The organism is Pseudomonas sp. NBRC 111138 (assembly GCF_001320835.1).
GTDB lineage: Bacteria > Pseudomonadota > Gammaproteobacteria > Pseudomonadales > Pseudomonadaceae > Aquipseudomonas > Aquipseudomonas paracarnis.
This window is the reverse complement of record NZ_BCBO01000167.1, coordinates 1-11,708: the sequence shown is the minus strand read 5'-3', so window position 1 is coordinate 11,708 and position 11,708 is coordinate 1. Positions and strand designations below refer to the sequence as shown.

Sequence of the window (11,708 nt, the reverse complement as noted above, 5' to 3'; positions counted from 1 at the left end):
TGATCTGTGCCAGTGGCGAGTAACGGTCACCGAAGGCCGAGCGGCCATAGGAGTTCCAGTCGCCATCGGCCTGGGTTGGCGCAGCGCTGGCCATACCCGGCACCGCGTCGCGGTCCAGTTGGCCGGTCTTGACCATTTCACCTGGGTTGGTGAATTGGCTGGCCAGGGCGGTCGCGCCCGCCAGCACCACGGCAACGCTCAGCGCGCCAGTGCCCAGCGGTGCGGCTTGGCCACGCAGCAATGGCCGACGAAACCACGGCAGCAGCATGACGATGCCCAAGGCGAACAGCAGGGCCAGGCGCGGCACCAACTGCCACCAGTCCAGGCCGACTTCCCACAGCGCCCACACGGTGCTGGCGAACAACACCAGGGCGTACAAGCCCAGCGCAGCGCGGCGGGTGGCCAGCAGCAACACGCCGGTCAGGGTGATGCAGATACCGGCGAGCAGGTAGTACAGCGACCCGCCGAGCATGCTCAGCTTGACGCCGCCAGCCAGCAAGGCCAGCCCCATGATCAGCAGCAAGACGCCTAGCAGCCTGGGCAACAGGCGGCTTGGGCTTGAGGCACCATCAGTGCTCATAGTGTGTTTCTCCGTTACGTTGGAATTATGTAACCCCGTGCTTCACTCACTGTAGATGACGATTCGGCTCGGGCTTGGTTCATCGTTATTTTTGATTTTTTCTGTGGATAACCGGGTTATCCACAGGCAGGCAATAAACTCCCGAGCGCAGGTCGGATTAAGACAGCGCTGTCTTTGAGCAAAAAGAGATTCGGCAAAAGGAGTCGACCGGGAGCTGAAGCGTTTCAGATTGTTGCGAAGGATAATGCGGCGGGGCGTTTTGAGAAAGGGTGAATCGCAAGATGCATCATTTCAGTTTTGGTAACAGTGACAGATAGTCGCCCCAATACCGATCAGTCAAGCGAACGCAATGCTCAACGCAACGACGTTCAAATGTGGGAGCTGGCTTGCCTGCGAAGACGTCGGCCCAGCAAACATTGATGTTGACTGACCCAACGCCCGCTCCCACAGGGGATTTTCGGTGATGATTAGAAGGTAGTGCGAACGCCGAACTGCACGCTTCTACCTGGCGCCGGCGCGATATCGCGCAGGATCGAGCTGGCATAGCGCACGGTCTGGTTGGTCAGGTTCTCGCCATTGACGAAGGCCAGCCACTGGCTGCCGCCCACATTGAAGCGATACCCCGCGCTGGCGCCGAGGGTGGTGTAGCCATCGGTGCCGCTTTCGTTATCCGGCACGCGTCCTTGGCCTGCGGCATGTTCCACGTCGATACGCGCCTGCCAGCGATCCAGTTCCCACAGCAGGCCGCTGCTCATGCGCAGAGGCGCAATGCGTGGCAAGGCTTCGCCGGTGTCCAGGTTGGTGGCGCGGGTGTAGTCGCCCGACAGTTCCAGCGCAAACTTGCCGTAGGCGCCTTCGCCGAGCTTCCAGTGATCCTGGGCTTCGAAGCCGGCGAAGCGTGCTCGTACGCCAGAATATTCGTACTCGGGAATACCGCCCGCGTCCTCTTCGCCTTCATCGTTCAGGGTACGACCCGTGCCCAACAAGCCGATGTAATTGGAGAAGTGGCTATAGAACACGCCGAAGCTGCCCTTGTGGGTGCCGTTGTCAAAGCGCAGGGCCAGGTCGCTGGACACGGCCTTTTCTTTCTTCAGGTTGGCATCGCCCAACTCGTAGGTACCGGTGGCAACGTGGGCGCCGTTGGCGTACAGCTCGTAAAAGGTCGGCGCGCGTTCGGTGTAGCCGAGGGTGGCAGCCAGGGACCAGATCGGCGTGAGGGTGTACACCGCACCTGACGACAGGCTACCGGCGGTGAAGTCACTGCTCTTGTCAGCATTGGCAAAACGCTCGTTGCCTTTGGCGTTCGGGTCGACGCTGGTGTGTTCCAGGCGTGCGCCGAGGCTGAGTTTCAGGCGTTCGGTGGCTTGCATTTCTTCGAGGATAAACAGCGCGCCGGCGTTGGTGTCGGTCTGCGGCACGAAGGCTTCTTCGCCCAGGGCCGAGAACTCGTTGCGGGTTACTTGGGCGCCGACCACGCCATCGAATGGGCCAATCGGCTGGTGACGAGCTTCCACCCGCGCTTCATAGCCTTTGTTCTTGAAGGTGGTGCCGGTTTCACCGCCTTCGATTTCGCGGTGTTCGTAGTCGGTGTACCCGGCGTCGATTTTCACCGAGGTAAACGGCCCTTGCAGGTTGCGGATCTCGGAGGCAAAGGCGTAGTGGTCCTGTTTCATGCGGATGCGCACATCCTGCTCGGCGGGTGAGCCGTAGTTACTGTCGTAATTACTGTAGGACAGCCCGGCATAACCATCGTCCCAGGTGTAGGAACCGCCCACCGCGCCGCCGTCCTGGCGCCCATTGCTGTTACCCAGGCGCCCGTTTTTGCCGGGGCCGTTCTCGCTCTCCGGTGCATGCCGGCTGCGGGCATAGCCTGGAATTTTCAGGTCGTTGAACTCGCGGCCATTGGCATCCAGGTGCAAGGCGAAGCTGCCGTTGCCGGCTTCCAGCTTGCCCGCGCTGCTGCGGGTGGTGTCGGCACCGCCGTAGCGCAACTCGCCGGCGCCATGGATGCCTTCAATGGCCTCGGTGGGGATGCGATTGTCGAAGGTGTTGACCACGCCGCCGATGGCGCTGCCGCCGTACAGCAGGGCGGCCGGGCCCCTTACGATTTCGATGCGGTCAACGTTGATCGGGTCCAAGGGCACCGCGTGGTCGTAGGACAGCGACGAGGCATCCAGCGCCCCCACGCCGTTGCGCAGGATGCGAATGCGGTCGCCATCCTGGCCGCGAATGATTGGGCGGCTGGCCCCCGGGCCAAAGTACGAAGACGACACGCCCGGCTGCTTGTTCAGGGTTTCACCGAGGCTGCCTTTTTGTTGCAGGGTCAGGTCATCGCCTTCCAGCACGGTGGTGGGCGAGGCGAGTTGTGTGCTGCCCAGCGGGTTGCCGGTGACTACTTGGGGTGGCAGTTCCAGGGCATGGGCCTGGGAGCCAATCAACAGGGCGGCAGCGAGGGGCGACAAGCGCCAGAGAGAAGGCAGCGACATCGGAAATTCCTGGGCAAAATGACTGATAACTTAAGTTACAATATAACATCTCTTTTCTGTGAGAAAGGGGAACTTTTCCTGGCGGGCTATATTCAATGCGATGCTTCCACCTGCTCGCCCCGTCGGCTAAGGTGCGCGGCTGTGTTCCTCTTTTTGCAAAAGGCCCGGCATGACCGCGACAAGCAACGACCCGCTCCACGGTGTGACCCTGCAACACGTGCTCACCACCCTGGTGGAGCATTACGAGTGGAGCGGCTTGGCCGAGCGCATTGATATCCGCTGCTTCAAGAGTGACCCGAGCATCAAGTCGAGCCTGACTTTCCTGCGCAAAACCCCGTGGGCGCGGGAAAAGGTCGAAGGTTTGTACGTCAAGCTGATGCGTACCAAACGCCAACTGGATTGAGTGCATGAAGCGCTTTGTTGCGGCGGCGGCGTTGGCCGGTTGGGTGGGGTTGGCGATCCAGCAATACCTGATTCTCTATTCGCGCTGGGCCAGTGGCGCGAGCTTGCTGGGCGGCCTGATCAGTTTCTTCAGCTTCTTCACCGTTCTGACCAATACCTTGGTGGTCGTGGTGCTCAGCTACTCACTGGTCAAGCGCGACTCAGCCGCCAAGCGGTTTTTCCTCGCGCCTCGCATCAGTAGCGCGATTGCCGCGAGCATCGTGGTGGTGAGCCTGGCCTACAACCTGCTGCTGCGGCATCTGTGGAGCCCGCAAGGCTTTCAATTTATCGCCGATGAATTGCTGCACGACGTCATGCCGTTGTTGTTTGTGGTGTATTGGTGGCGGTGCGTGCCCAAGGGTACGTTGCGGCTCAAACACATTGCCGGCTGGGTGATCTACCCATTGGTGTACTTCGGTTATGTGCTGCTGCGGGGGCATATGCTCGGGCAGTATCAGTACCCGTTCATGGATGTGGACAGCCTCGGTTATCCACAAGTGTTTGTGAATGCCGGAGGGATTTTGGCAGGGTTTATCGTCATTGGGCTGGTGATCGTTGGCCTGGACAAGCGCCTCAAATCACCCTCGATTTAAAGTGAGCACCATTAAGGTGGGAGCAGGCAAGCCAGCTCCCACCTTATTCATTCTTCTTCGCTGCCCTCAGCACGCCAGTAACCCACGGCCTTGAGGTATTCCTCATTGACCTTGTGCGTATCCAGCAGCACCCGCCGTACCTGGCGTGACAACTTGGTTTCGGTGGCGACAAAGCTGTACAGCGTGCCGCTGGGCAGCGTCAGGTTGCGCACCACGTCGAGCAGGTCATCCTGGCCGCGCATCACCCAAATAATCTCGACGTCCGCCGCGCTTTGCAGCGCTTGTTGCTCCGCCGCATCGGCGATTTCAATCACCGCCAGCACCTTGCGCCCGGCCGGCAGTTCTTCCAGGCGTCGACCGATGGCGGGCAGGGCGGTTTCGTCGCCGATCAGCAGGTAGCTGTCGAAAATGTCCGGCACGATCATCGAGCCTCGTGGCCCGCCGATATACAGGTGCTGACCGACCTGCGCCTGCTCGGCCCAGGTAGACGCAGGGCCATCGCCATGCAGCACGAAGTCGATATCCAGCTCGCCGATTTTCAGGTCGTAGCGTCGTGGCGTGTAGTCGCGCATGGCCGGTTGCGGGCCGTCGCCCTTGATGGCGAACGTCGGGCTTTCCAGCGCCGCTTGCTCGGCGGCGTTCTGCGGGAACAGCAGCTTGATGTGATCGTCGCTGCCCAGGCTGATAAAGCCCGCCAGCTCAGGCCCGCCCAGTGTGATGCGGCGCATGCGCGGGGTGATATCCACCACCCGCAGCACTTCCAGGCGGCGGCGTTTGATTTCGTGAGTCACGCGATGAATGGCTTGTGTGTTCATTGGTCTGTCCCGTCGGCAATGGCTTGGGCGGTGCGATTGAGCAGCGCCGCAACACGAACGATTTCCTGCGGGCTCCAGTGCCCGTTGTGCGAATGCAAGGCGTGGCGCAGGTTGTGCACCGCCTCATGAATCTCGGGTGGGCGATCGTGGCCGCGCAGCGAGCGTTTGCTCACATCGATGCGCATGCGCACGCCGTCCAGGGCAACGGCCTGCTCACTTAGAAAGAGACGACCGGCGTCGGTGATTGTGTAGTGTTTTTTCCCGCCTTCGGCATTGCCGCTGATCAGCTCGCTCTCTTCGAGGAAGGTCAAGGTCGGGTAGATCACGCCGGGGCTGGGGCTGTAGGCGCCGTCGAACAGGCTTTCGATGCGGCGGATCAGGTCGTAGCCGTGGCATGGCTGTTCGGCGATCAGCGCCAGCAGCAGTAATTTCAGATCACCCGGTGCGAAGACGCGAGGACCGCGACCGCCACGTTTTTCGAATTCACCGCGAGGTTCGTTTCTCATGCAGGCTCTCCAGACAGGTTTAGATATAACTTAAGATATATCTTAGCGTGGCGGTAGGGCTTGGCGACCAACGGTCGTCGGCGCCTTTTCCGGCAGAGGACCTTGGAATACGTGGAATACGATTAATTTTAGAGTCATAACTTTAATTAGAGTTTAAACTCAGTTAAGTTTATGTCCGGCAGCTTGTTTGTGGTATTTTTCTGAGCGAAAGTTCTTTTGGTTGGCCCTGTTTTTTGTGTTGTAGTCTTGTTCTTACAGCTAATTTAAAAGTTTTGGCAAAGTGCCATGTTTTTCTCTCAATCCCTGATTAATAGGGCTACGCAGGCGTGAGAGGTTGCCTGCATACCTACTGTTGTTTTGAGTTGATCATTGTTTGGCGTTGCAACTAACGGCGGCGCGTTCGTTGTTAAGGCGGTTACTTGGCGACGAATCACTCAATGTTGATAACTACAGGTATTGACCATGTTCAAGAAGTTCGCGATTGCTGTTCCCCTGGCTGTTATGGCGCTGTCCTCCTCGGTAACAGCTTTTGCTGCCGGTGAAGCCAGCCACACCGTCAACATGAAGGCCACCATCCCGACTACCGTGTTCCACGCTCAGCCGCGTGACCCGAACTGGGGTCGCGATGAAACCATGACCTACAACCTGGTCAGCGGTGAGCTGGCGCCGTTGAGCGCCATCTACGACATCAAGAACACCAATGGTTCGGTTCACGCCTACATCGAAGGCGGCCCGGCCGTGCTGTTCAACGGTGACCCAAGCCAGAACATCCCGCTCACCACCACCCTCAATGGTGTGACCCTGACCGGCACCCCACAGGAAGTGGTCAACGAAGCCGACTCCACCCCAGGCGTAGGTGCGGAGATGCGCATCGTCGCAGCCAAGCCTTCGGCGACTCAGCGCGGTTCGTACACCTCCGTGATGCCAGTGGTCTTCGACGCGGTACTGCCAGTAGCGCCTTGATGCCACTTAATGCCCGCTTGGCGCGGGCATGACTTTTCAGGTCGGCGAATGCCTCCTCCGTTCGCCGGCCTGGTTTTTGATTCTGGTCTCCTGGCATTCAGAGTATCCGTTCATGTTCCCGATGACGCCTATCGCGGCTGCGCTTGCGCTGCTGATATGTACGAGTGCGCTGGCGGCACCTGCTGCTTCCGGTGCAGCCACGCCCGGCAGCCTGATCACTCAGGCCCAAGGCTTGCCCGCAGGCTTTGCCGATCACTTTTTCGATGTACCCCTCGCGGTGCGCGTAGACCTGGACCACCAACTGCTTGGCGAAGCGCTGATCGTGCTGTCCCGGGACGACCGCGTCACCCTGCTCGAATTCACCGACACCGGCGACAGCAAGGTGCCGGCTGCCACCCGCGACACCTGGCAAGGCCTGCTGGAAAAAGGCGTGGCGTTGGGCGCCTGCACCCAGTCTTGCCCGCAAAAGATGATCTCTGCTTACTACAATCTGGAAAGCTCGCAGTTGTCGATCCTCACGCAGGACGTTGAACTGAGTAGCGAAGCCCCGCGCTTTTACGACCAGCCCGACGGCGGCAGCCTGGGGTTGATCATCAACAACCAGCTCAACCTAAATGGCGGTCAGCAAGACAGCCTCGGCGGCCGTTATGGTTTGCAAGCCAGTTCCAGCGTGGGCAACTGGAGCCAGGTGTTCAACCTGCAACTGGCGCGCCAGAGCGGTAATGACCAACCCATGCGCCACGCGATTCATGAGCTGTATACCCAGCGTGAACTGGAAGGGCAATTTTTTCGCCTCGGCCACTTCACCCCCAATTCCGATGGCCTGACCCGTCAACTGCGCAGCTTCGGCGCCAGCCCCGACACCGCCTTGGGCATCATGTACGGCAGTTCCGACAGCCTGGCGATCAACAACCCCAAGCCCAGCGTGTACCCGATCTACGTCACCGCCAACCGTCAGGCAGCGGTAGAGATTTATCGCAACGGCTTGTTGATCAACACCCAGGCCGTGGCCGCCGGCCTGCAAACCCTGGACACCCGGCCACTACCCGGCGGTATCTATGAAGTGGAAGTACGCCTGGTGGAAGACGGCCTCACCACCAGCACTACCCAGGAGCTGGTGTACAAACCCGGTAACTGGCGCAACGCCGAAGACCGCTGGCGCTACAACCTGTTCGCCGGGCGCGAAACCAAGCTGTTCAGCAACTGGGACGAGCAAGCCTCGGGTGTGGTGACGGCCGGCGCGTCGCTCAATTACCTGCTGCACCCACGGGTGATTCTTGGCCTGTCGGCCCGCCAGGTGCGCGAGCAACTGCAATATGGCAGCTCGGTGGACTGGACCGTTGCCGACAACACCAGCCTCTATGCCAATGTTTATCAAACCCGTGAACATGGCACGGGCCTTGACCTGCAAGGGCTCTACAGCTTCGGCGCGACCAACCTGGTGTTCAGTCACAACCGCAGCTGGCTCGACACCCGCGACACCTACGAAACCCTGCCCGACGGCACGCGCCTGCGGCGCAACACCTTTGTCGGCCAGGCCAGCAATTCGGCGTTGTCGGTCAACCATCGCCTTGATGCGAAAAACACCTTGAACATGCGAGTGTCCCATAGCCAAGGCAACGTCGAAGGTGCGGGGCTGGACCTGGGCTGGAGCCGTCACGACAGCTTTTTCGGCAGTGATGCCAACTGGCGTTTCTCGGTGTTCGACCGCCCCGGCAGCGCCGGCACCAATGACCAGCGCAACCGTGGCGTGGATGTGAGCCTGAGCGTGAAACTGGGCAGCGATGGCCGGCAGATTTCCGGCAGCATCGGCACCCGCACCGCCCGTGATGGCGGCCGCGATAACAATGCGTCGATCACGTATCGGCAGAACCTCACCGACCATGTGCTGCAAAGTGTCTCGGCCACGGCGATCACTGATACCTACGGCGTCGGCCTGTCAGGCATGGCCAACTTCAGTACCGACGTGGTCAGCGGCGACGGCTTTGTGCAGCGCAGCTCCTTCAATGGCGATTTCAGTGGTGGCTTGAACCTCAACAGCACCTTCGTCGCGGGCGCCGGGAAAATGCTGCTCAGCAGCCAGTACCAGGGCAACGGCGCGGGGATGATCATCGATGTGGAAACCGACCTCGACGAGATCGCCCTGCGCGCCGACGACCTGGGCGGCGGCAGCGCGGTACTGCGTCCGGGGCGCAACTACGTGCCGGTCTCGGCCTACAAGAGCAGCAGCGTGAGCTTCGACTTCGAAGGCAACCACCCGCCGGCGGCGAACATCCAGCCCGCGCGCTCCAGTTACCACCTGAACAAGGGCGGCGTGGACTACCGCAAGATCACCGTGATGAAAACCGTCACCGTACTCGGCCGCCTGCTGGATGAACGCGGCGCGCCGCTTAAAGGCCATCACGTAATCAATCACGCCAGCCGTGGGGTCAGCGAAGTGGACGGGTTCTTCTCCATGGAGATGAGCGCCAGCGCGCCGACCCTGCAGGTGCGCTACCAGAACCAGTTGCTCTGCCAGTTCCGCCTGGACCCGAGCACTGCGCCGGATGAAAACGACGTGCTGATGATTGGTGATCTGCGCTGCACGCCGGACACGCTGGCCGAAGCTAACCACAAGGGCGAAACCGCCGGTTGACGGCGGTTGAAACGGGAGTTCATGACCTTGATTACCGCAATGAAAAAACGCTTGGGGCTCTGTGCATTCGCGCTGGTTTTGGGCGCTACCTACAGCTTGCCGGCACTGGCTATCGTCGAGCAGATCACGGCGGTGTTTCGCCCCGATCCGGCCAACCCAACGAGCAATAAATTCGTCAATACCACGCCGCAAAGTGGCTTGTGTCCCTGGCACGTTCCAGCCAGGTGCGAGGCGGTCAATACCTTCAGTATTCGTAACAGTTCGTTCCGGGCCTATTCCAATGGGCCGATACCGGCGTTTCCGGAGGATCCGCGCCAGAGCGCCTATTTCAAGGTGCCCTCGGCATTTCGCGATCTGCAAGTGACTCACACCGTCACCGGTCGTGCGGAGACGGTACAGATGCGCATTGCCGGTATTGGGGGACGGTGGAATGTCTCTTATCCACCGGGTGTGTCCGGCTGGGCCACGCCAGGCGTGGGCTGGAACGCTTATTGGCGAGGGGCGCCGGCACCGTGCTTGCCGATCAATTACATGGCGGCGGGACAAGCGTATGCGCTTTTTTTCTGGATCGTTCCAGAGAACGCCGGAGCCTGCAGCGTTACAAATGGTATGGAAATCGGGCGGATGAGCTACAGCACGCTTGAGTACGGCTACGAACTCAAGACACCAAACCCTCTGGGTATGGACGCTGGTACTTATGAGGGGTCCATCACTTACACCATGGGCCCGGGCGGCGATATGGATTTCGGCACCACCATGATCCCCGACGAAAACACCCTGACGTTCAACTTCATCTTGTCGGTGGAGCACGTGCTCAAGATTGACCTGCCGGCGGGCGGCAATCGCATCGAGCTGTTACCCGAAGGCGGCTGGCAAGCCTGGCTCAACCAGGGGCGGCGCCCCTCGCGGCTATGGCGTGACCAGACCTTCGCAATCTCCGCCAGCTCACGTTTCAAGATGACCCTGGAGTGCGGGCTGGTGATCGGCAACACCTGTGGCCTGCGCAACAACGACGGTGACGAAGTGCCGCTTCAAGTCGCCGTGAGCCTGCCCTATGGCTTGCGTGATCAGCACGACCAGGGCGTGAACAAACTGCCCCTGCGCCTCGACGGCGTCGGCACCGAACTGTTCCAGCCGTTGCAGTACGTGAACAACCGCGAGGGCAAGTTGCATTTCGAGGTGGGCAAGGATGACGTGGCCGACATGCTCAAGAAACCCGGCAGCACCTATTCCGGCGTGGCCACGGTGATCTGGGATTCGGAAGTCTAGGCGAGCCCGGCTCGCATATCGGCTCCCTGTGGTGGGCCGCGTTCAATCAATAAGGCGTAATCAAACATGAAACATGCAGTGTTAGGGGCTGGGCTGTTGCTGATGTCATTGGCGGCGCAGGCCGGGCCGGCGATCAATGTCGGCGTGGTGTATGACTACCTGGAGGGCGACCGCAGTTCTTATCTCAAGCGGGTGTTCAACGGCGGCACCAGCACCGCCTTTATCAAGGTCAATGTGCTGGAAATTGTCTATAACGCCGACGGCACGTCCAGGGAAATCCCGGTGGCCTCCCTGACGGATGACAAGGGCGCCGCCACCAGCCGCGACGGCCTGATGGCCAGCCCGGCGCGGTTGATCGTTCCGGCGGGCGGGCGCCAGGGGACGCGCTTGCTGTACATGGGCGAGCGCGACAAGGAGCGTTACTTCCGGGTGCGCTTCATCCCGGTGGTGCCGGAGAAGGAAGACGACTTCGCCGTGACCGACGCCGAGCGCGACGAGTACAAAAAAGATCTCGCCGCCGGCGTCAACGTCATGGCCGGTTACGGCACGGTGTTTTTCGTGCGGCCCAAGGACACCCGCTTCGATACGAAGGTCGTCGAGACCGCCGACCAGTACACACTGCGCAACGCCGGCAACAGCGTGGTGGTACTCGATGAGTTCCGGGACTGTTCAGCGGCGAAAAAAACCGACTGCGAAGCCACCACCAAACACCACATCCTGCCGGGACGCCAATGGCAGCTCGAGAAGAAGCCCGGACGTGAATACCGCTTCCAGATGATCGAAGGCCGCGACAAAACACCGATGACGGTCAACAGCAACGGGTGATGACAATGTTCAAGCAACTGACGGTATGGGCGGGGCTGGTCGCAACGTTGTTCATCGGCGGGCCGGTACAGGCGTTTCAGGAGCGCCAGAGTTTTGATGTGTCGGTCACCATTCCGATCCACGAAGCCTATGTGCTGCCCTCCGAACCTGACTGGATGGCGCAGGACCAACTGCTGGCCTGGGACCTGGCGACCTCCAGGCTCGGGCGCCTGCGCAAGAACTTCGACGTGAAAAACCTCAATGGCGGCGTAGCTGCGCGGCTGGGGGACGTGCCCTATCTGTTGAGCGGCCGCGACCGTATTGATTTGCGCGTGCTGTTCAACCGGGTGCCCCTGACCCTGGACTCGACCCAGATACTCAGCGCTGACGAGGCGGGCATGGGCCGGCGCGTCGAGCTGGAGATTGCTCCGATCGAGCCGCAGGGTGGATACCAGGGCGGGTCCTACTACGGCACGGTGCACCTGATGTTTGATTTTCTGGCGCCTTGACCGTTCGGGCTCATTTCATCGAGCTGCTGGTACTTCAGGTCGAAGGTGTTGCCGTTGTTCCATTTGGCGGTGGGGTTCTGCTGCTCAAGGTAACGCTCCCAACCTTC

The 11,708-nt window shown here is 60.5% G+C and carries 10 protein-coding genes and 1 pseudogene; 7 read left to right on the top strand and 4 right to left on the bottom strand.

Annotated features, from left to right (window positions below; translation table 11 throughout):
- Both APH41_RS26955 and APH41_RS26950 read right to left on the bottom strand, forming a co-directional pair.
- Nucleotides 1-580 (bottom strand): annotated as a pseudogene (locus APH41_RS26955) (membrane-bound PQQ-dependent dehydrogenase, glucose/quinate/shikimate family); the annotation flags it as partial.
- Between the two features lie 467 nt (nucleotides 581-1,047).
- Nucleotides 1,048-3,066 (bottom strand): TonB-dependent receptor, encoded by a 2,019-nt coding sequence (locus APH41_RS26950; RefSeq protein WP_054922514.1) that lies wholly within the window; start codon nucleotides 3,064-3,066, stop codon nucleotides 1,048-1,050.
- 169 nt (nucleotides 3,067-3,235) lie between these two features.
- On the opposite strand from APH41_RS26950, the gene APH41_RS26945 reads away from it, so the two are divergent.
- Nucleotides 3,236-3,469: a VF530 family DNA-binding protein gene (locus tag APH41_RS26945; RefSeq protein ID WP_054922512.1), complete on the top strand. Its 234-nt coding sequence runs from the start codon at nucleotides 3,236-3,238 to the stop codon at nucleotides 3,467-3,469.
- A gap of 4 nt (nucleotides 3,470-3,473) precedes the next feature.
- Nucleotides 3,474-4,100 (top strand): Pr6Pr family membrane protein, encoded by a 627-nt coding sequence (locus APH41_RS26940; protein WP_034127996.1) that lies wholly within the window; start codon nucleotides 3,474-3,476, stop codon nucleotides 4,098-4,100.
- 47 nt (nucleotides 4,101-4,147) lie between these two features.
- Here APH41_RS26940 and APH41_RS26935 read toward each other — a convergent pair whose 3' ends face one another.
- On the bottom strand, nucleotides 4,148-4,915 hold the full coding sequence (locus tag APH41_RS26935; RefSeq protein ID WP_054922510.1) for a siderophore-interacting protein: 768 nt from the start codon (nucleotides 4,913-4,915) through the stop codon (nucleotides 4,148-4,150).
- Nucleotides 4,912-5,421 carry a PadR family transcriptional regulator gene (locus tag APH41_RS26930; protein ID WP_034127994.1) on the bottom strand — a complete coding sequence of 170 codons (510 nt, stop codon included), beginning with the start codon at nucleotides 5,419-5,421 and terminating at the stop codon, nucleotides 4,912-4,914. The genes APH41_RS26935 and APH41_RS26930 overlap by 4 nt, the downstream gene beginning before the upstream one ends.
- Before the next feature lie 462 nt (nucleotides 5,422-5,883).
- On the opposite strand from APH41_RS26930, the gene APH41_RS26925 reads away from it, so the two are divergent.
- The 5 genes from APH41_RS26925 to APH41_RS26905 all read left to right on the top strand — a co-directional run bounded on the left by APH41_RS26925 (nucleotide 5,884) and on the right by APH41_RS26905 (nucleotide 11,601).
- Entirely contained in the window at nucleotides 5,884-6,384 is a 501-nt protein-coding gene (locus APH41_RS26925) for a CS1 type fimbrial major subunit (RefSeq protein ID WP_054897684.1), read from the top strand.
- Nucleotides 6,385-6,496: 112 nt separating this feature from the next.
- Nucleotides 6,497-9,019, top strand: a complete 2,523-nt coding sequence (locus tag APH41_RS26920) for a CS1-pili formation C-terminal domain-containing protein (protein WP_054922518.1) — start codon at nucleotides 6,497-6,499, stop codon at nucleotides 9,017-9,019.
- Nucleotides 9,020-9,040: 21 nt separating this feature from the next.
- Nucleotides 9,041-10,288, top strand: a complete 1,248-nt coding sequence (locus tag APH41_RS26915) for a hypothetical protein (RefSeq protein ID WP_054922508.1) — start codon at nucleotides 9,041-9,043, stop codon at nucleotides 10,286-10,288.
- Between the two features lie 66 nt (nucleotides 10,289-10,354).
- On the top strand, nucleotides 10,355-11,113 hold the full coding sequence (locus tag APH41_RS26910) for a hypothetical protein (RefSeq protein ID WP_054922506.1): 759 nt from the start codon (nucleotides 10,355-10,357) through the stop codon (nucleotides 11,111-11,113).
- Nucleotides 11,114-11,118: 5 nt separating this feature from the next.
- A complete protein-coding gene (locus APH41_RS26905) occupies nucleotides 11,119-11,601 on the top strand; it encodes a CS1 type fimbrial major subunit (protein ID WP_054922516.1) in 483 nt (160 codons plus the stop codon).
- The last annotated feature ends 107 nt before the right edge of the window (nucleotides 11,602-11,708 follow it).